This is a genomic window from Bacteroides sp. AF20-13LB, assembly GCF_003603065.1.
Classification (GTDB): Bacteria; Bacteroidota; Bacteroidia; order Bacteroidales; family Bacteroidaceae; genus Bacteroides; species Bacteroides uniformis.
On the sequence record NZ_QTMH01000001.1, the window covers coordinates 308511 to 330626 of the forward strand.

Annotated in this window: 14 protein-coding genes; 1 reads left to right on the plus strand and 13 read right to left on the minus strand. The window is 47.8% G+C overall.

The annotated features are described in order from the left end of the window. Window positions 1-40: 40 nt before the first annotated feature. Window positions 41-1375: a glucoamylase family protein gene (locus DWX62_RS01150; protein WP_034525907.1), complete on the plus strand. Its 1335-nt coding sequence runs from the start codon at window positions 41-43 to the stop codon at window positions 1373-1375. Between the two features lie 87 nt (window positions 1376-1462). On the opposite strand, the gene DWX62_RS01155 is transcribed toward DWX62_RS01150, so the two are convergent. From DWX62_RS01155 to DWX62_RS01210, 13 genes are all read right to left on the minus strand, one after another. Further along, complete coding sequence (locus DWX62_RS01155) at window positions 1463-3994, minus strand: TonB-dependent receptor (RefSeq protein ID WP_008662721.1); 2532 nt, start codon at window positions 3992-3994, stop codon at window positions 1463-1465. A 150-nt stretch (window positions 3995-4144) separates the two neighbouring features. After that, window positions 4145-5440: a DUF4010 domain-containing protein gene (locus tag DWX62_RS01160; RefSeq protein WP_005830344.1), complete on the minus strand. Its 1296-nt coding sequence runs from the start codon at window positions 5438-5440 to the stop codon at window positions 4145-4147. 34 nt (window positions 5441-5474) lie between these two features. Next, window positions 5475-5942 carry a CYTH domain-containing protein gene (locus DWX62_RS01165; RefSeq protein WP_005834595.1) on the minus strand — a complete coding sequence of 156 codons (468 nt, stop codon included), beginning with the start codon at window positions 5940-5942 and terminating at the stop codon, window positions 5475-5477. A gap of 19 nt (window positions 5943-5961) precedes the next feature. Then, window positions 5962-6096: a hypothetical protein gene (locus tag DWX62_RS22425; protein ID WP_005830349.1), complete on the minus strand. Its 135-nt coding sequence runs from the start codon at window positions 6094-6096 to the stop codon at window positions 5962-5964. 80 nt (window positions 6097-6176) lie between these two features. After that, window positions 6177-7292 (minus strand): peptide chain release factor 2, encoded by a 1116-nt coding sequence (gene prfB / locus DWX62_RS01170; RefSeq protein ID WP_005830350.1) that lies wholly within the window; start codon window positions 7290-7292, stop codon window positions 6177-6179. Window positions 7293-7406: 114 nt separating this feature from the next. Next, entirely contained in the window at window positions 7407-8159 is a 753-nt protein-coding gene (locus DWX62_RS01175) for a carbohydrate-binding family 9-like protein (protein WP_008662718.1), read from the minus strand. Next, the gene (locus tag DWX62_RS01180; RefSeq protein WP_008662717.1) at window positions 8156-9556 is read right to left on the minus strand and encodes a family 10 glycosylhydrolase; all 1401 of its coding nucleotides are present in this window, start codon (window positions 9554-9556) and stop codon (window positions 8156-8158) included. Before DWX62_RS01180 ends, DWX62_RS01175 begins: the two co-directional genes overlap by 4 nt. A gap of 5 nt (window positions 9557-9561) precedes the next feature. Then, the gene (locus DWX62_RS01185) at window positions 9562-10788 is read right to left on the minus strand and encodes a DUF5009 domain-containing protein (RefSeq protein ID WP_008662716.1); all 1227 of its coding nucleotides are present in this window, start codon (window positions 10786-10788) and stop codon (window positions 9562-9564) included. A gap of 11 nt (window positions 10789-10799) precedes the next feature. Next, on the minus strand, window positions 10800-13250 hold the full coding sequence (locus tag DWX62_RS01190) for a glycoside hydrolase family 9 protein (protein ID WP_057258726.1): 2451 nt from the start codon (window positions 13248-13250) through the stop codon (window positions 10800-10802). A gap of 85 nt (window positions 13251-13335) precedes the next feature. Beyond that, window positions 13336-14421, minus strand: a complete 1086-nt coding sequence (locus DWX62_RS01195) for a M57 family metalloprotease (protein WP_008662714.1) — start codon at window positions 14419-14421, stop codon at window positions 13336-13338. Window positions 14422-14549: 128 nt separating this feature from the next. Then, window positions 14550-16151 (minus strand): SusD/RagB family nutrient-binding outer membrane lipoprotein, encoded by a 1602-nt coding sequence (locus tag DWX62_RS01200; protein ID WP_207806015.1) that lies wholly within the window; start codon window positions 16149-16151, stop codon window positions 14550-14552. A gap of 15 nt (window positions 16152-16166) precedes the next feature. Beyond that, window positions 16167-19256, minus strand: coding sequence for a SusC/RagA family TonB-linked outer membrane protein (locus DWX62_RS01205; protein WP_005830357.1), 3090 nt, complete (start codon window positions 19254-19256; stop codon window positions 16167-16169). An 854-nt stretch (window positions 19257-20110) separates the two neighbouring features. Then, the gene (locus DWX62_RS01210; protein WP_057256311.1) at window positions 20111-21916 is read right to left on the minus strand and encodes an AMP-dependent synthetase/ligase; all 1806 of its coding nucleotides are present in this window, start codon (window positions 21914-21916) and stop codon (window positions 20111-20113) included. Between the last annotated feature and the right edge of the window lie 200 nt (window positions 21917-22116).

Below are 22116 nucleotides of genomic sequence, written 5' to 3' on the forward strand. Positions count from 1 at the left end.
AGATAAGTAAATGATAAAAAAACAAGTAAGCATTGGTACAATGAAAATACAATACAGTTTATTATTGTTCCTGCTGTTGCTCGGTTTCACGCAATGCAAAAGCCCCGCCGCCAAAGAAGACCGGCTGAGCGACGATGCCCTGATGGACACCGTACAGCGCCGTACCTTCAACTACTTCTGGGAAGGTGCCGAGCCCAACAGCGGACTGGCACGCGAACGCATCCACATGGACGGTGTCTATCCGGAGAACGACCAGAACGTAATCACGTCCGGTGGAAGCGGCTTCGGCATCATGGCTATACTTGCCGGTATAGACCGCGGCTATGTCACCCGCCAGGAAGGGCTGGAACGAATGGAGAAAATCGTCTCCTTCCTCGAAACCGCTGACCGTTTCCACGGTGCCTACCCACACTGGTGGTATGGCGATACGGGCAAGGTGAAACCCTTCGGGCAGAAAGACAATGGCGGCGACCTGGTAGAAACAGCCTTCATCATGCAGGCGCTGCTCTCCGTCCACCAGTACTACATCGACGGTTCGCCCGCCGAGCAAGCCCTCGCCGCCCGCATCGACAAGCTGTGGCGCGAAGTGGACTGGAACTTCTACCGCCAGAACGGCCAGAACGTGCTCTATTGGCACTGGAGTTCGGAATACGGTTGGGAAATGAACTTTCCCGTACACGGTTACAACGAATGCCTCATCATGTATATCCTTGCCGCCGCCTCGCCTACCCACGGCGTGCCTGCAGCAGTCTATCACGAGGGCTGGGCGCAGAACGGGGCCATTGTAGACCCTCATAAAGTGGAGAATATCGAGTTGCATCTGCGCTATCAAGGCACAGAAGCCGGACCGCTCTTCTGGGCACAATACTCGTTTCTCGGCCTCGACCCCATCGGGCTGAAGGATGAATACTGCGCCAACTACTTCGACGAGATGCGTAACCTGACGCTTGTGAACCGTGCCTACTGTGTCCGCAACCCCAAGCACTACAAAGGTTTCGGGCCCGACTGCTGGGGACTGACAGCCAGCTACTCCGTCAACGGATATGCCGCCCACGCTCCCAACGAACGCGACGACCAGGGAGTCATCTCTCCAACTGCCGCCTTGTCATCCATCGTCTATACCCCGGAACAGTCGTTGCAAGTGATGCGCCACCTCTACGAGATGGGAGATAAGGTCTTCGGCCCCTATGGCTTCTACGATGCTTTCAGCGAAACGGACAACTGGTATCCGCAGCGCTACCTCGCCATTGACCAGGGCCCGATAGCCGTCATGCTCGAGAATTATCGGTCGGGACTGCTGTGGAAGCTCTTCATGAGTCATCCGGATGTGCAGAAAGGGTTGAAGGAGTTGGGGTTCTCAACAGTCAGCAAGTAACTTACTATCATAAAAAATCCCCTTCTGAAACTTGTATTCTCTGATGAATAGCGAGGTACAAGTTTCAGAAGGGGATGTATTTACAACCTATTCACCGCCGCCACCGGAACCACTGCCACCGCTCTTCACATCATCATTGCTGATAGTGCGCGCAGCCTTTTTCACGCTTGCCTTCAACTCACCGATACGGTAGCTGACGCTTATGCCAAAGCGTTGGCGGCTGTACTTATAATTGCTTTCCCGTATAAAACCGCTGCCTTCGGTGGTGGAGCTTTGGTCCATATACTTCTTGAAGAAGTTGCTGGCAAAGGCAGACAAGGTGAGGCGCTTGTCCAAGAAGGACTTGTTGACGCTCAAGCCATAATCAAAGAAGCTGCTGCCCTTACCTTGCAGCATAATCCACGGCGTCTGTCCGAAGACATTCAGACTGATGCGCCAGTCATGGGGCAGCGTCTGCTGTGCACCGCCGTAGGCAAAGAGGCTCCAGCCATCGTTACGCATGCCTTCACTGCCCTCCAGATAAGAGTAATTGCCGCTCATGTTCATGTAGATACGTGTACGTGGAGTGGCATTCCAGTTGACGTAACCGTTCACACTGGCATAACGGGTCTTGCCGATGTTGGCATAGGTAGAATAAAGCACATCCTTGCCCGTGGGGTTCTTCAATCCCTCAATCTCCGTATCGGGCATGAGCCTTGTCACATTCTCAATACTGTTGTTGGTAAACGAGTAGCGGGCCGAGATATTGATATTGAACTTCTGTGTGAAGTTACTGTAACTCAAGTTGAAAGCATGGCTCTTCTCACTGTCCAGCTTCGGATTACCCTGGCTGATATAGGAGGGGTCCGTATCATTCAGATAAGGATTCAGAGACCAGATTCCCGGACGATAGATACGCATGTTGTACCCCAAACGCAGATTGGACATATCCGTCAGCTTGTAGCCGATAGAAGCGGAAGGCACTACGTCGTCGAAGTTCTTTGTGAAATCCTCGCCGCGGCCCACCAGATACTTCACATCTTGGATGGTATGCTCGTAGCGTAATCCCAAACGGCCCGAAAGTCTCTTCACCTTCAGTCCATATCCCAGATAGGCGGCGATAATATCGTTCAAATGCTTGTAGTGTGAGCTCTGGTCCTTGTTGTATTCATACTTTCCGGTATCGTCCGCATCAAAACGGTCGTCTTCGGAGGAGTTGTTGCGCAGAATGTACTTGGCACCTGCCTCCAATGTATGCAGCTTGCCGATAGGCGTGGTATAGTCGGCCTGGAACGTATGCTCCGTGGTATTCTGCTCACCGTCGTTATGCTGGTTCTTCAAACGGTTCAGATAGTCTGCCCAATCGGGGTTATAGCCATTGTCTATTTCATATTCCGTATAGGAATCCGACGTTTGCGGACGGGTGTTTATCTTGTAGGAGAACGTCAGCATGCGGTCCTTGACCTTGAACAGACGCTGGTAGTCGATACCTCCGTCGATGGAATACCAGGAAGACTTGCTGCGGTTGAAGGCAGAGTAGCTGTAAATGGGAGCAGCGTTTATGTTCTCTGGAAAGGTGGCGATGTAGTCCGTAGAGCCGTTACTCTTATTCCCACCGCCCCAAAGTCCGAAAGACATGGTAACCAAGCGTAATGTATCTATTTCGTAGCTGGCCTCCATGCTGCCCGACTGGAAAGAACCGTGTCCCTTGTTGCTGCCGTCATAGTCCAGATTGGAAGAATTCTCCGTAACAGCTTCCGGTGTCACATGCTGGCTACCACTGCTGTAGTTGCGGGGCTGGTCGTTGTAATTGTAATTGTAGCGGGCGCTGACGGTCAGCTTTCCGCTCTTTATGGTACCGAATGCCCCGCCGCCTGCACCGCGGTTGCTGACGTTGGCACTGAACGTAGCCGTATAGCCTTCGAGTCCGCTGCCCACGGTGACGATGTTCAGAATACCGCCCACACCCTCGGCGTCATACTTGGGGCCGGGATTGGTTATCACTTCAATATGCTTGATACTGTTTGCAGGCATACTTTTCAGCACTTCCGTCGGGTTGTTGCTCATCATGTTGTTGGGCTTTCCGTTGACATATACCTTAAAGCTGCTACTCCCGTTCACCTGAATATTGTCCTCGCCATCCACCGTTACCAACGGTACCTTGCGAAGCATTTCCAGCACGGAGTTCGACTGGGCGTCAGGGTCATCCTGCACATTGTACTCTATCTTGTCGATATCTGCCTTCACCAGAGGCTTCTGTGCCACTATTTCCACCTGCCCCAGCTCATTGGAGGCATCTACGATATACAGCGTGCCGAAGTCCACCAGCTTCTCCCCTGCCTTCACAGAAAAGTCCTTCACGATGGGAGTACGTCCCACGGAAGTGATGGTCATCACGAAGTTGCCCGTACCGGGTACTTTCTCCTGGAACTGGCCTTTCATGTCCGTTACCAGCATTTTCAGCGCCTTTGCAGGGGCCTCTTTCTTCACGATTTTAATGGTAGCATAAGGTTCACCCTCCTGGGTGAGTGAGTCGAGCAAAATTCCTTTAACCTGGAAAGAAGTGTTTGCCGTGTTTTGCGCTGCAAGCAGTCCCGAAATCATCAGCATCCATAGCAGCACAGTCCATTTTGTTCTCATTGCGTTTTTATATTTAGTGACTATTCATGTTTATTGTCTTGGTATTAGACGTTTCCCGTTCGAGTTTTGTCACAATGAATTCGGCAAAAATAGCCCCTTTTTCATGCATTTACGAGACTTTCGGAGTTAAAAAAGCAAAAAGAAAGCAATTTAGAGAAAATAGAAGAAAAGTAACAGACAGATATTTGCGGCAATAACAGAGCCGAATCCCCCCAATATCCACGGCCGCAAAGGGCTTTTTCCACCGGCAAAGAATAACGCGTAGCACATGTTTACCGCTATATTGCTGACAATAGCCTGCATGCTGCAAGCCGTAATCACCAGCACCGCCACACTGCCCGTTCCTTGAAGCAGGTTCAGGATGAAAGGAGTAATGTCACTGAACCCCGAAATGAAAGAGAGCAAGTTCAGTCCACCCGTGCCGGCATACACCAGCGTATAGTGGGTCAAGATAGTGAACACCACAAACAGCATGGCAAAAATCAGCGCTACCTTGAACTCCAACGGATTACTGCTGTCCTCGTCCTCCGTGGTCTGCGTGCCGTCGTCCACCCGTTTCCGCTTGGAATGCAGATACCATGCCACGGCAGCCGTTACCACCGACATTATCAGCAGGTAGGGATAAATGGCCAGTAGCGTCTCCCGGCTGAAAATACCTATCAATATCAAGAAACGGAGGAACATCATGCTGACCGCCAACAACATGGCCGCCACATATTCGGGAGCATCCTGCACAGAAGCCTTACGGCTCTTTCGCGCCAGTACGGAAATGGTAGCCGTGCTGCTGTACAAGCCTCCCACGATGCCCGAAACCAGAATGCCCGACTCATGGAAAACGTAACGCTTCAACAGATAAGAAAGGTAGGAAATGCCCGATACAACCACCGTGGCCAGCCAAATACTGTATGGCGTCAGGTTGATGCCGGGAATAAGATTCTCATTGGGCAGCATCGGCAGGATAATGCCGCTGATGGCAAGGAACTTGGCAAGCGTAATCATCTCGTCGTTCTTCATGCGCTGGGCCAGTTCCGTGAAGGTGTGTTTCAGCTCGGTGAAGAGCAGGACGGTCACTATGACCATGACGTAGAACCACGACGGCTGCGTGGCCACAATGGGAGCAATACAGTAGGTGATGAGTGCAATAATGATGGTGGTTACTCCGAACACATGGTACTGTGACTGCTTCACATAATAGTTCAGTCCGAGCAGCAGTCCCAGAATGGCTCCTCCTCCCATGAACAGACGATAGCCCGTAGGGTCGAGGATATAGAGCAGATAGCCCAGAATGCCTATAAAGGTGAAGGTGCGGTCGGTACCGAAAAGCGTAGTTTCCCCTTCGCGCTTCAAGCTGATTTTACGCTGTGAAAGCCCGATGAGTAAAGAGAATACAGTGACCAAAAGGAAGGTGACCAGTTCTCTTGGCAGGTAGTCGTAAAGTTTCTCCATGACGATTAAACAAGTACGGCACACAATTGGTTTGCTACCACGTGGTGAAAGGGTGTTTCATCAGTTGCGAGTTATAGTAGCGGACATCTCCCGTCACCTCCCGTCCGATGAATGCAGGTTTCACGAAAGGCTCGTCTTCCGAGGAGAGTTCCACCTCGGCCACAGTCAGTCCCTCATTCTCGCCATAGAATTCATCCACCTCAAAGACGTGCTGTCCGCTGCGCACCAGGTAACGGGTCTTGTCGATGATACCCGGTTCGCACAGCTTCAGCAATTCCCGCGCTTCGCACAGCGGAATTTCCTTTTCCCACTCGTAGCGGCTGGTTCCCGATTCATTGGATGCACCCTTGATGGTGAGAAATCCCCGTTCATCGCGGATGCGCACCCGTACTGTCCGTCCACGTACACTGCTGATGTATCCTTGTACGATACGGCTGTGTGCATACGCTTGTGGCTTGTATTCTCCCGTCACGAGGAATTTCCGTTCTATCTCCTGCGGCATGTCGTTTCCAGTGATTTTATCAGCCCCAGTAAGAGTAAGCCACAAACATGGCGATGACCAATACAATGGCTATTACTCCCATCGTCATCATCACTTTCTTGGCTTGTTGCTCTTCCTTCTGGCTGTGCATTGCTTTCTTTTTACTTTTTCCCATGGTGTGTTTTATAGTTTAAAGTTCAACGATGAACAAAGTAAGAAGAAATTCGGGAAGAATGCAAATGAAAGGGAGAAAATTTATTCGCCACTTCCTGCAAACTCCATCAGGTAAGCTTTGATAAAGCCGTCTATCTTTCCATCCATCACACCATTCACATCACTGGTCTGGAAGTTGGTACGGTGGTCCTTCACGCGGCGGTCGTCGAAGACGTAGCTACGAATCTGGCTACCCCATTCGATTTTCTTCTTACCGGCTTCCACCTTTGCCTGCTCGGCCATGCGGTGTTGGAGTTCCTTGTCGTAAAGCATGGAACGGAGAAGGCGGAGAGCGTTCTCGCGGTTCTTGGGCTGGTCTCGTGTCTCGGTATTTTCAATCAGGATTTCTTCCTCTTCGCCCGTATATGGATCCTTATACTGATAGCGCAGACGGACACCGGACTCTACCTTATTGACGTTCTGTCCACCGGCGCCACCACTTCGGAAGGTATCCCATGACATGCGGGCAGGTTCGATGTTCACCTCAATGGTATCATCTACCAAGGGAGTGACAAACACGGATGCAAAAGAAGTCATACGCTTGCCCTGGGCATTGTAGGGCGAAACACGCACCAAGCGGTGTACACCGTTCTCACCTTTCAGGTAGCCGTAGGCATAATCGCCGGAAATCTCGATGGTACAAGTCTTGATACCTGCCTCGTCTCCTTCCTGCAGGTTGGCGATGGTGGCCTTATAGCCGTGAGTCTCGGCATAGCGCAGATACATACGCATCAGCATGCTTGCCCAGTCCTGGCTCTCCGTACCACCGGCACCAGAGTTAATTTTCAGCACACAGTCCATCTGATCGGCTTCCTCGCGAAGCATATTCTTGAGTTCGAGGGCCTCGACAGCAGTGATTGCCTTGGCATAGGCATCGTCCACTTCCTCTTCAGTCACCAGTTCGTCTTTGTAAAAGTCGAAAGCCAGTTGTACCTCGTCAGTCAAGGTCTTTACCTCATTGTAGCCGGAAATCCATTGCTGCAAGCCTTTCACTTTCTTCATCTGAGCCTCGGCAGCCTTCTGGTCGTCCCAGAAACCGGGAGCCTGGGTGCGGAGCTGCTCTTCTTCCACCTGTATCTTCTTTCCTTCAATGTCCAGATAGCGATTCAACGCCTCGGTACGTTCTTTGATATCTTTCAGTTGTTCTGCGGTAATCATATATGCATTTACAATTTAGGAAGTGCAAAGGTATAAAAAAACACATAATTCCGCAATTGTCAATCCAATAAGTAATGCTAACGGCAAATGATTCCACCAGAACACCCTAAAGATTTATTCAAAAGACAAGGTGCCGAAAAAGGCCGGACAGTGGAACATGGGGCGTTCCAGCCCGATAGGACTCCAAGAAAGGAAGTGGGGAGTCTGGAGTTTGTCACCACACTTGTAGAAATTCCCTTTCATTGTTTTTCCGTCCAGAGAACCGACGGAATGCTGGAAGAAAACGGAAACGGGAATAACCATGGCCAGTTCCCATCTGCACTCGCCCAAACGTTCCTCGAAAGGTTCGCCGCCCAACGAGCTCCAACGTTTCACCATGCCCAGCACCTCCTGACTCGCCGTAGGACGGCGCTCATTGACTGCACCTCCCTGAATCAGCAGCCTGCCGGCGCAGTTACATTCGAAATTGTAATAGCGGTCGTCACCTTCGGGAGATACGAAGAATTCCACACAAGCATCTTCCCATACCCGGCCATTGTCTCCGGAGGCCACTGCACGCACACTGGCTTCCTTCACTTTGTAGTGGAGCAGGATTTCGCGCCCCGTATGGGCTATGCGGAAACTCACTTCCGGCTTGTAGGGATAATCTTTCCAGTTGACCACATCAAGGGGCTGAAACTCTATCCCGTTCCCGTCCAGCAAGGACGGCACAGCCCCACCTTCCGGTGAAGCCGTACACATTACTTTCCTTACGGGCAAACTCTTTCCACTCTGAGCATTGCAATAAACCATGCCTACCATCGAAAACACAAAGAGCAGAAAGAGTTTGCTCCCGTAATCTCTCACTATCATAAAACGTCCTTTCATTTCTTAGAAGAATCCTTGTCTGCCACTGTCACATCCCATCCGGAAACGACATCGCCGTAAAGATAGAACGTCACGTCAAAAGTAGTCTTGCTATTATTGTCTACCACCTGATAACAGCGCGTTGCGTCGTAGGAATCCACCTCCTTGTACTCGCCCAATGCCAGCGGAGCCGGCTCTTCCTTACCGGCAGCCGTGGCTATGATTTGCTGCATGCGTTCCTGCATCAGTTTCATAATGCCTTCGTGTTTGAACGGATCCGGTTCGGCCACCTTAGGATAGGTTGCCTTTATCACTCCACCGTTGGCGGCACGCACGGCTCTGACACTGTCCGTATAAGCCTTGAACTGCTTCTTCACCTCCGGAGAACGCAGACCGAGCATCGTAAACACGGCAATTCCCTGGGCGCCGTTGTTCAAGGCGGCATCCATGCACTCAAACATCATCGGCCCGTCCGTGGCGGTCATGCCACAATACAGCGTCGTCATGTCGTTCTTGTCGCGTGCATTCTCCACCGTACAGTCGGAAATGAAGCTGGCATCGCCCGTATAGAAAGTATGGTAAACCATCGGGAATACAATGTCAAGATTCCATTTGCCCCAGTCCTGACGTACCATGCGCGAGGACATCTTCGGAGTAGGGAACGGAGAGGCAGCCATTGTCTTGCCGTAGGAGTGTACCACTTCGGCAATCATATTGGCCACTTCGGTTATCTGGTCGCAACGGAACTGACGCCACTTCACATCAAGCGAAGGGTCTTCCTGTTCGCGAGGGTCATAACCATGCTGCTCCTTGAACTTCTTGAGCATTTCCGGATGATAGCCGTAATCCCATGCAGCGTATTCACGGTCCTGCACAATGCCGTAGCGAGGCCACAAGGTAGTAGGAAGCACCACATCCACAAAACGGTGGTAGTCGATGGCAATGCCGTTCAAACCTTCCACTTCGCAATAGGCCTTGATTTTCTCCTTGATGAACTCACGGACTTCGGGCAGTGCCGGGCAAAGGAATTTGTAATAGCCTACGTAGGCGGTAGTGTCTGCCAGGCTCTTGCCGTTACGGTTCACACTGAACCATTCGGGATGTTCTTTCAATATTTTGTCACGGTCGTGTTCCAGATTCATGGTCCATAGCCAGGCATACACTTCGATTCCGTGTTTATGGGCAATCGGTATGGCTACCCGGTAATCGTCGGGAGTCGGTGCATTCAGCATGATTCCGTCCATGCCGATGTCGTTCATCACTTGGCAAATGGAGTCGAAGTTCATACCGGGACGATAGTCCAGCCACGTCCAGAACATGGGATATTCTTTGTTTGTCTCTTTAGTTCCCTGCTGGCACGAAAACAGGCCCAGCGCCAGGAACAGCAATAAGAATGCAGGTAAAAAGTTCTTTTTCATTCTATCTAAATTTTAAGTTTAACGTGCAGTTTTTCCATCACCCAGGTAACGCCGATTACCACAAAGGCAAAGCAGAGGCAATTGACCAGTCCCATGAATCCATGCGTAAACCAGTCCGGCAGGATAACACCGGTCACATCGGCGAATCCATAAAAGACATAAGGCACCAGATAGGTAGTCAGCGTAGCCGTTCCGGCAGGGCGTATCAGATTGAACCAGCCCGTGACCTGATGACTGACCAAGCAGCCAAGCACCGTATAGAGTGCCACGGAAATGGCAGTTACATAGAACACCCAGGGAGGAGTGCCGCCTATCTTGGCTACAATCCAAAAATGATGCGCCCCTATCCCGGCCAACAGAAGCAGGACAGCAGCCGTCAGCCCGTTGCGAAGTTTCCAACCGTCACCCTTGTCGGCATAGCGGGCACTGAGAATGGAAAGGATGATACCTCCCATTGTAAATGCGGGCAAAGCTCCGTTGCCGATGTGCAGGATGCCCAGCATACCTTGATAGAAGTTACGTTCGGGAAAGGTAAGAATGGCCTCGCCGCCAAAGCTTTCGCGCAAAGGCGTGCCCAACAGACATATCAGAATGAAGACTCCCCAGATGGGCAGCAGATACTTCAACCGGTCACGGCTGAAGAAATAAATCACGGCACATACCAGATAAGTCCAGCCGATGGATCCCAATATTCCCCAATAAGCCCCGAATACACCTTCCTGCGGATTGCGGAAGGTAAAGGCAAGGTAGAGAAGAACCAATACGCCGATTATCTTGAAAGCACGGAAAAGGTTCTTCTGAGTACCGGAAGCCGGTTTCGGATATTGGTTCCACACGCCGATAAAGCCTATGGCCATCAAGAACCAGTATACCCCTATCGGATAGGGAGCTTCCGGTGAAAGCCGGAACTCCGAGTTTGTGATGAATGCCCCCATCACCAGCAAAGCAAAGGTGCGGGAAAGGATATGTCCTAAGGTGGATTCTGCCGAAAAGCCTTTGGCATATCTGCGTTCGATGGCGTATGGTATGGACATTCCCACTGCAAACAAGAAGCAGGGGAATACAATATCCGCCAGTCCCATAAAGTCTTCACCATAAACGGCATGTTCCAGCCAATGGGGTACGTCATGCACTTTCCAGAAGTCATTGACGAAAATCATGGTGAACATGGTCAACGCCCTCAGCATGTCAATGGCCGGATTGCGCCGTGAATAAACAGTCTTGTCACTCATATCATCTTGCTTTAGAATTCGGAAACCAACATCAGCCATCTGGCAGCCGAAGAGCCCCAGACTTCCTTATAAGTAGCCGTATTGAACTGCGGCCAGTAGGGAGCATCTTCATTGAAATAAGACTGCATACCTACGGGTATCTCTCCTACCGTTTCTCCGGGCAGTGCCGTATAGAGCTGCGGATAGTTGCTGCCCTCCCCATAAATCATGGACTGTCCGAAAGGATTCCTGCCTACAACCCAGAAGAGCTGCTGTTCGGCAATGTCTTTCAGTTCCTTGTCCTTCAACACTCTGGCGCAAATGGCTGCGGCTTTTCCGGTAGACAAATGTACGGCAATATTTCCTTTGAACGAGAACCAGACGGGGAATATACGCAAGTAATGCTCCTTATCCAGACGGATACCGTTCTCGAGCTGTTCTTTGAAATCCTTCGCAGCACCACTGCGAATGCCTACCTGGACGGCGTAGAAGTTGACGGAGTCCTTCACTTCATCCTTGTGATAGATGCCGCTGGGCACCATTCCATAAGGATATACATACTTCATGATGTTCTTCAGATAACCGCCATAGAGTTTCATGGCACGAATCCACTGCTCATACTCGGCATGACGGGGCTGCGTTTCGCAGAGGGCGGCAAGGGCTTCCATGTAGGCATAATCGCGAGACTGATGAGTATAGTGTACAATGGACTTCTTTGCCAAATCGCGATAGAAGAAGCCGCAGGTCTTGTCTTTGTCTTTCAACGGTTCGGTGCGCTGGCACTGCAAGGTGTAGCGGATGGCTTTTACAGCCTCATCGGCATACTGCTGTTCGCCGGTCAGCTTATAGAGCATGCTGGCCGCCCATGAGATGTTGGCGTGATACTGGCTCTCGGATGCCATGGCGGCATGTCCCCCACCCTTCTTTATCAGCTCGGCAAAGCCAAGTTCGTTGAAGCGCTTCATGGCATAGCCGAAGTCTTCCTTTGCAATCTTCTTCAGATTACCCTTAAGCGACTCGTCATTTTCAATCCTCATGGAGGCATACGCTTCAATTCCTGCAAGCAGGAAATTCTCCAAAGCTCCGTTATGGACAAGCAGTTCGCGGCGACCGGCATCATCGTCGGTGCCCACCTTACCGTCGGTCCATAGGTTGGTGCCCCATGTCTGTGCACGGTAGCCATCGCCCAGACGGGTCTTCATCACATAGTCCATTCCCCACAAAGCCTCTTCCATCAGGCGGTTGTACAAGTCTATATTGCCTTTTTCTTTGGCACGTTCGGCCATCAAGAGCAAGGAATAGGCTATCTCTCCCGTCTGTAAGGTCTGTTGGGACATATCGGCGGCATCGTGCCATCCTCCGTTTATATGAATGATATGTCCGTTGTAAGTGGCATGCAGGTCATTATGACAAGCCCCGTGCTTTCCGGGAACGGGATAACCGCAACGCTCGCAGAACAGGAAGTTCACCATACGCCAGGCAGAATCATCCCACACATCCTGATGGATATAGAAAGGCAAGGTGGTGACATCCCCTACCTGAATGACGTAACGGCCTTGTGTCTTGAAGTCCGAGAAGTCTATTGTCTCGAACTCTCCCAGGCCGGTCTTTTCCTTACGAACGGGACCGGTATAAACAATGGCCTGCGTAGCGGCATCCTTCAACTGGAACTGTCCGCCGTGCTTTTCCACATTGACAATGGCGCTTTTGGGGCTCTCTATACTATAACCGGTAGTAGAGAAGATGATGCGATTCTGTGCAGGCATCCAGCCTTTCACGGTTTCCGGGTTCTCCACCTTCTGAAGTTCCACGGCATCTACATCGAAGCGAAGGAAGTCGCCCATAGTACGTTCTTTGCCGAACACTTCGATGGCAAATGAAATCTTGGTTACCTTGTCGCGCGCCAGTCCGGACATCTCGACGAAGCATTCGTTCCATTGGTTATTTTTCAGATTGATTTCGTGGTAGCCTTCCCGACCGTAAATGTCGGGTACTTTTATTTCTCCGTCATTCTCCACATAAAGGTTGAGGTAGATGCTGCGTGCTCCTTCGCACGTGGGATAGATATAGAACTTCAGGCGGTTGTAACCTTCCCAGTTCACACCTCCTATATCATAAGAGGCCATGCAAGTGCCGCGTCCCAAACCCCAGCCAAGAATCTTCTCCGGATGGGCGGGAGCTTCCAGACGCAGACTGTGCTTGCCGGACTTGCTCCGTTCGTCAGTCAAACCAATCTTACCGATGCCCTTATGCGACCATTTGGAGAAATCCTCCATATCACACAGCATCACGGTTTCCAACACTTTCTTTTTCAAGCCGAATGTTTCGAAAGCCTTTGTCTCGTCGAGCGGTAACGGACTGTGCACGTAGCCCGTGCTGACGATGTCGGCTTTCAACTTTTCATCTACCTGGGCATGAAGCAAAACGCAGCAACCGATAACTAAATCAAAAAGCAAAAAGATAAGTTTTATTACATTCTTCATCATATTATAATTATTAAGTTATAAGGTGATTAAAGCATAAAGGAGAAGAAAATTAGTACAAATATATGAGGAACTATGCCTAATCTCAATTTTCAACAAGTCTTTGAATAGTTGTTTGAGTGGCATACTCTCTACTAATACAATAAGTTTCTCCATATACAGTAGTAACATATGCCCTAAGTTCAGAAGTTACAGGACTACCAAAAATAACTTTAGCAGCATCTCCTTCGGAAGCAAGCAAAAACATGCCTGTAGTCCCCCATTCATATTTCAGAATAGGGTGATTGCCGACAACACGTACCATATACACGTCAACTCCAAAGCGCTTTACCTCTGTTGGGTAATTAACAAAATCTCCTTCAAAAAATCGAGGATACAAATAACTTATCGCTGATTTATCTCCCTCACTAAACCCAGACCATTGATATTCGGCAGTTCCTCCATTCATCACAGAATAGGGATCTGAATCAAAAGTTCCAGTAATACCATTGGCCACAGATTCACCCAATGATTTCCAATTTGTATGCCTTAGTCCGAAGCAATGTCCCAACTCATGTACCATATTATATATCTTCTGAAGTCTTGGAATGGTTTTGTTATAATCATAATCCAAATTTATCCAAATAGAGGAACCTGGTTTTCCATTCATAGGCCAAGAGCCTGCCGCAATAGTATTGTTCGGTAAAGGAGCGCTAGCATCACTACGGATGAGTATATCCGGATTGGCAGCTGTAGTATAAGTCATTTTAAGGTTACTAAGAGGATTCCACAGATTGATGGCTTCCTGTATTTCATCTCGCCAATCATCCACACCTGATGCAGGTATCGAGCTATCAACACCAACGGTAATTGCTCTTTGTTTGGGGTGACCAATTAAACCGGTAGTATGATAAGCCTGCCTTGTTTGTGGTTGACTATAAGTGACAAGTTTACTTTTTTCAAGGTATATATCACCTTGAATAAGATAACCTGACTTCAACTCTACCACATCTAAAGTATCGAATCCAAGTGATTGGATTATACACATACCATCTTCTATTGAAACGCTTTGCTGTTCTTCTTGTTCTTCAAAGTCAACAGTTTCCAACTCATTATAACAAGCGCTCATAAACATTAAAAACATAGAATAGCATAATATAAACAAGCCATTCACGAGATATTTTGAATTCATAATAATCAATTATTATATTAAACAAAAAATACATAAAGGGAAATATGAAATATGTTTTTCATACTTCCCCTTAAAAAAACATGCTTCAAAAAGTCCTCATCACTTAATCTCTATGATAATAATGCGGATTAGAAGTTCGGTTTATCTACATCCCAGAAGATGCGAGTACCGCCATTGTCCGGTCCGCCCAACATTTCGACGGCTTTGGCATAACCGGTAGGATTATTGCCTTTTTCATTGATGGTGAAGGGTAAACGGCGTGGGCCAAGATCTGTATCAATCTCACCTTGACTGTAGTTCACCATTACCGGGAATAATTTGGGATAACCAGTGCGACGTATCTCAGCCCAGCCATTCATACCTTCAGGATAAATAGCAATCCAGCGTTGTGTGGCAATCTTAGCAAATTTTTCCTCGTTACTCAAAGACTCGTCCCATTTAGCAGTCACCTTGCTCTGGCCTTCAATGCTGGCAGCGGGAATAACGGGGTCTACATACGCTGCAGCAGTAGTCGTACTGCTTAAATAATCGCCCACAGCGGCTCCCCATTGTTCGAACGATGTCCGTATACCCTTTTCATACAAGCTCTGAGCGGTGCCCTTACCATTTACATCCCAACCACGCAAAGCAGCTTCGGCTTCCAACAAAATGGTTTCGGCAGCAGTTGCCAAAATAGCAGGAGAGGTTTCTGTCAAGTTGGGTCGACTTACAATCGCCTTATAGGCATCCGAAAACCCTTCTTCTTCCAGTCCTTTAATACCAAGACGAATACCAAAATATTCACTCTTGCTGTTCTGTGTAGCATACTTATCAAGACGCGCATCGCCCATACCAGACAAGATAGAAGGAATATTAGCGCCTAAAACACCATCTCCATAGTTGAATGCAATACCGTAAAGCGGATTGACATAACCGTTTCCTGCAATGCCGAAATTAGCATCATTGGTTTCAATCAATCCATTACTATCGTTCATGGCAGCTTCCGCCTCACTTTTTGCCCAAGCAGCATCATACTTCACAATACGCATGGCCAAACGCAAACGAATGGTGTTACACAACTGCGCCCATTTGTTCAAGTTACCTCCATAGGCATAATCAAACATCATAAACGAAGCCACATCCTTTTCTTTAGCAGTACGCAGCACGTCTGCAGCTTCTTTCAATTCTTCAAAGAATTTTTTATAAGCATCCTGTCCTGAATCATACTCACCACCAGTAGCCGATTCGCCATAGTGAGAATAGATAATACATCCGTATTGGTCGGCAAGACGCGACATAGCTATTACGCGGCAGATGGTATTGATAGCCTCGAAATGGGCATACGTCTCCATATCGTCTTTGCACTTGTTGGTGATTTTCAAGCTTTCCACCATTACGTTTCTATAAGCATAATCCCAACAGTTGTCATTCCATCCTGCATTCATGGCATAGGTCACATTACTTACATTGCCGGCAAATGCAGTAGCCGTACTGATATAGCCTGACCACAAATCGGCATTCAAATTTTGAATAAGCTGATATTCCCATACATTGACACCTGCATTTTTATTATAATAGATAGACTGCATCATGGGAATGAAGTGCATACCAATGTAGTTGTTATCTTGTTTTAGTTCTTCATCGCTCACTCCCTTCGGATTAGTGTTCATATCCTCGAACGCTCCCGTACATGCCGAGAATAAGGTAGCTGCCAGCAGCGCTACAACTGTAAGTCTAAATATATTTTTCATAATCATATCTACTGTTTAAAAATTAACTTTCAAGTTGAACCCAATCGAACGGTTGGTAGGCATACCAAACACATCAACTCCTTGCAGACGGTTGCTGGTAGAAAGCATGCCATCAGGATCATATGGAGCATTGTTCTTGAAGAAGAACAGGTTGCGGCCTACAAGTGAAACCTGTGCGTTCTTAATGACACCAGTCTTTGCCAACCAAGCCTGAGGCAGACTATAGCCAATGGAAAGTTCGCGCAAACGTATGTTGGTAGCACTGTACATATAATGCTCGGTCACACCCGCACGGCCACCAACCTGATTATAGAAGCCTTCCACATCTGTAATTTGACGGCCTTCCAGCATCACGTAACCACGGTCACGAGCATCACCCGTTGCCTTGCTTACTCCCTGCTGATCGAGGTCGGCTTCCGTCAAAGACATCACTTCACCTCCAAAACGTCCATCAATCAAGAAGTAAAGAGAGAAGTCCTTCCACGTGATTGTATTGCTCCACCCCAAGTTAAAATCAGGAGTAGAATTACCCAGTTTCACCGGATTTGTCTTGTCCACCAATGGAAGTCTATCACTATCTTTTTGTCCTTCTTTTGCAGGTTCATACTGAATATTGCCTTTTTCGTCACGTACAAAAGTAGTACCGTAAATGTCACCAAACGAACCACCTACTTCTAAACGACTCCATACATTGTTACTTTCGCCACCGCTAAATGTAAAATAACCAAAGTCATCACCAGCCAGTGCCTTTGCTTCGTTCTTATTGGTTGCAAAGTTAACACCGGTTTTCCAGCGGAAATCCTTAGTCATGACAGGAGTTCCATTCAACATAACTTCGACACCGGTATTCTGAATATCACCGGCATTGATGTAATATCGGGCGTATTGTGAACCTGACGGAGCATCCAACGTAAAGAGTTGATTCTTTGTATTAGTCTTATAATAAGTGAAGTCGAACTCCAAGCGGCTATTGAAAAAGCGCCACTCAGTACCAAACTCAATGGAAGTAGTCATTTCCGGTTTCAGTTCTGCAAACGGAGCTGTACTGTTGAAATTGATGCTACCACTCTTTGTAATGGAGTTGAGAGGATTTGAAGTATAAGTATTCAAACCGTTACCCACCTTCGACCATGCACCGCGAATCTTACCTAAATCAATCCAAGAAGGTAATTTCAATGTTTCGTTCAGCAACCATGTCACACCTACTGACGGATAGAAAAAGCCTTTGTTTTTGTATTTGGTAAATGCCAATGTTGAAGTCCAGTCGTTACGTGCTGTCACGTCCACATAAATCTGATCTTTGAAGCCTACCTGACCGGTGAAGAACACACTCTGGCTTTGAGTATGGGTTTTCCAATCGGTCAATGAGCCCTTGTTCAAGGAGCAGTTCTGCATAGTGAATACGTTGGGCACAGAGAGTATACCCGGATAGGAATCGAAACCTGTACCGTTTCCTGTATAATCGTTGATGCTGGCACCTACCGAAGCATTGACACTGAAGTTAGTGAATTGCTGTTGATAAGTAAACAAAACATCCCCATAAGAAGAAAGGCTACTTGATTCACCGTAGATGTAACGACCGTTAGTTCCTGTTCCAGCCGGATTCATACCACACAACACCGGGCTGGTACCTGCATACATACGTGTATTGTTCTTGTCTACAACATAGTCGGCACTACCACGAGCCTGTATACTGAACAGGTCATTGAACTTATACTTCACACTCAGATTCAACAATGTACGATAACGGGTATCCTCATTCGGAACCTTATTAATCAACCAATAGGGATTCTGCTCCATATCAGTACCTTGAGATTTATACCAGTTCTGGTCCATTATGTTACGACCGGCATTAAGAATCTGATAATTATCTTTGTAGTAGTTAAAGTCCTTTCCACCTTCAACACCACCACGCGGGAAGTGATAAAGACCTACCAAAGGATTCATGTAATAACCTCCCGAAGTAGTACGGTTGTTCCCCCTTTGATACATCGCATTGATATTGGCATCAACAGTCAGTTTGTTATTGAGGAAGTTGGCAGTTTCGCGAAAATTGAAATTATGCTTCACCAAGCTATTACCTTCCACCACGCCCTTGCCGTAAGTATTAGCATAGGAAAAGTAAGTTTGCATAGCTTGCGAACCCATGCTCAACGAGAGCGAGTTGATAGTAGTGACACCTGTTTTGAAGAAATCGTCTGTATAGTCGGGACTACCTTTGATATCACTGCCCCAACTGGTTGACACACCCGTATAGTGATTCTGGAATTCGGGAATACCGTATGCAGCTATATCGAAAGTGGTGCTGGTATTGAAACTGATACTGGCGCGTCCTTCCTTGCCCTTCTTAGTGGTAATAATCACCACACCATTGGCAGCCGAACTACCGTAAAGTGCAGCTGCGGCAGGGCCTTTCAATATGTTCATGCTCTCAATATCATCGGGATTCAGATTGGAAATACCGTCGCCACGGTCGTAGTTACCACTGTCGTTGTCTCCGCCGATAGTAGTTGAGGTATTTTCGTTGGTAGATGAACCGAACGGTACACCGTCTATCACATACAACGGCTGGTTACTTCCGCTTACAGAACGGTTACCACGAATAATCACTTTAGAAGAACCTCCCAAACCGGAAGAACTCTTATTAATCTGCACACCTGCCGTCTTACCGGCCAATGCGTTCATCATATTGGGGTCTTTCACGCGTGCCAATTCATCACCGTTTACTACCTGAGTAGAGTAAGTCAGTGATTTTTCTTTCTTTGCGATACCCAATGCCGTTACCACCACTTCATCCAGCAGCTTGGCATCATTCTTTAATGTGACTCTTATCGTCCCCGGAGTGATGGGAACTTCTTGTGTTATCATACCTACGAAAGACACTTGCAGGATTTTCGCACCTGCGGGCGCATCTGTAATAGTGAATTTGCCGTCTAAATCCGTTACGGCTCCGGTAGTGCTTCCTTTTACCAATACGGAAGCTCCGATAATCGGTTCATTGTCCTCAGCTGAAATAACGATACCGGTAATGGGGGAATTTTGGGCTGCTACCCAACCGATGGCTGCCAGCAGGCAAACCAAGGTCAGCATAATTCTTTTTTTCATAAGCTGTTTTTCGGAAAATAAATATTAGATTAAATGTGTGTTAAGTTAATAAACAGATTCTGATGGGGTCTGTCTTTCCGATTGACAAGCAGGGTTGAATGTCAATCTCATTTGTTTCTTTTTGTATGCTACATAGGCTATTAGAATGTTACGGTTAATACTCGAGCTTATTAAAATGTCTCTTATTCTGCAGATTTCTTTTTAAGCTTCGTATATAAAACCGGGTAGAGAACCGCAACCCTATCGAGAAACAGAAGTTTCTTTGCTAATAAAAGTTAATCGGGTTCGGAAGAAGAAGGAAAAACTAATACGATTTTCTTAATGTTGCCCTCACCGGTGTTCGGTCTGTCCCGTTCCCTTGCTTTCTCTTGTCTCGTCCCCTTCTTTCTCTTGTTGTGTCCGCTTCTTTGTCTTATAGAGGCTTTGAGTTTCTGAGCGGCTCACTATAGTGGTCTGACTCGTTCACTATAGTGAATGGAGTTGTTCACCATAGTGAGCTGATTTGTTCACCCGAGTGAGCCGACAATGAACAAAGGCTGTTTCGGGGACAGACACCAAGCGTTTGAGGGATAAAGCAACGGGGAAAGACGGACTGAACAAGGGGAGCGTTCCGGACTACGTGCTTGAATCCCGTGACAGATGACAGACGGTTCTTCCCCTTTATCTTTGAAGAAGCTGTTTTGAAATGATAAATCCCCATTTATCTACCAGGCTGTTTTTTAAGCCTAACTAACGTGCACATACTCGAGAGTCCTATCTGCCAAGGGCAAGTCCATACATAAAACAAACCGTCCGGCCCGGAATGAAAATAATTCACTCCAAGTCGGACGGTTCAAAAACAAACAAATGGAAATCTATTCCTCGTACATCTTGTCAATCAGCCCCTTGTAGTTCTTTGCCACTACAGAGCGTTTCAGCTTCAGCGTGTTCGTCAGCTCGCCACGCTCCATGCTGAACGGTTCGGTCAGGAGCGTGAAGCGCTTCACTTGCTCATAATGGGCAAATTGCTGCTGCAAGGTATCGATACGGGCACGGAACAACGCCTGTATCTTGGGATGTTGCAGTAACTCATCCATATTGCTGTATGCAATGCCTTTCTCCTTGGCATAATCCTTCACAAAGCCATAAACGGGAACTATCAAAGCGGAAACAAACTTACGCTCATCGGCAATGACAGCAATCTGGTCAATGTAACGGTCAATAGCCAGCTTCGTTTCCAATGCCTGCGGCGAAATGTATTTTCCGTTGGAGGTCTTGAACAAGTCTTTGATACGCTCCGTCAGATACAGATGGCTATCCTTCAAATAACCGGCATCACCCGTGTGGAACCAACCGTCACGGTCGATGGCAGCAGCCGTTGCCTCCGGTTTCTTGTAGTAGCCGGTAGTGATAGTCTTACCACGAAGAAGTATCTCGTTGTTCTCGCCAATCTTCACCTCCACATCAGGCATCACCGTACCTACGGAACCAATCTCATAGCCTTCGTTGAGGAAGCAGGAAACGGTAGCCGTAGATTCCGTCAGACCATAGCCCACCACCATGTTTATACCTACAGAATGCACAAACTCGCAGATTTCATCGGGCACAGCAGCACCTGCCGTAGGAAAGAAATTACCGTTCTCAATACCTATCGTCTTCTTCAGCAGAGCATAAATGGTCTTTTCGTAGAACTTGTATTTCAGATGAAGCATCATCGGAGGAGTCTTTCCTTGGCGCAAATAATCAATGTTATGCGTCCTGCCCACCTTGATGGCATCCAACATCATCGCCTTACGCAGACCGGTTTCCTGGGAAATCTTCTCCTGCACACCGGCATAGACTTTCTCCCAAAAACGGGGTACACTGCACATCAGTGTAGGGCGTATCTCTTTAATAGTAGTTTGGATATCTTGTGGACGGAGATTGATGCAGACCTGCACTCCCCGATGTATACAAAGGTAGGTCCATGCCTTTTCGAATACATGGGTCAGCGGAAGGAAGTTCATGGAAACATCCTGGTCTGTCATGAAAGGCAATCGGATATCATGAATGCGGAAAGCCTCTCTATAATTGAAATGATGGAGCATGACACCTTTCGGCTCACCGGTAGTACCGGAAGTATAAAGGATATTGGCGAGGTCATCATCTGAGGCAGCTGCTGTACGTTCTTCTACAATGGCATTGTGCTGCAACTCTTCATCCATTGCCATAAATTCATCAAAATAGATGGAAGTCATGTCGCGCGGATCTTTCACCACAGCACGGTCGAAGATGATGAGCTGCTGCAGAGACTGGCAAAATCCGAACACGCTGAAAGCGGCATCGTACTGGAACTGCTCGCCTACAAACAGATAACGTATCTGTGCATCGTTGATGATATACTGTGCCTGGGCCGGTGAGCTGGTAGCATACAAAGGTATAGTCACCGCCCGGTTGGCGAATGCACCGAAATCAGTAAAGAGACATTCGGGTTTATTCTGCGAGAAGATACCGATATTCTCTTGTGGCTCTATTCCCAAAGCCACCATTGCATTGGCAGTCCGGCGTACAGTCTGTGAGAACTCTTTCCAAGAGATGGGTATCCATTGTGCAGTTTCATAGTCCCTGTATTTCAGGGCTATTTTGTCTCCATACTTCTCTGCCTGGCGATGCACCAGGACAGATAAATGATGATAAGTCATAACTTTTGATATTGGTAAATACGGTACAAAGGTAGTGGTTTCATTTGAAACTAATTTGATATTAGCGGGTAATTATTCAAACTTTACCTTTAAAGTATCCGACCATCCGTTAGCAAATTATCCACAAAAGATACTTTCTTTACCATTAAAACAATAGAAATATATTAAATATCTATATATTTGTGGTGATATACAAACTA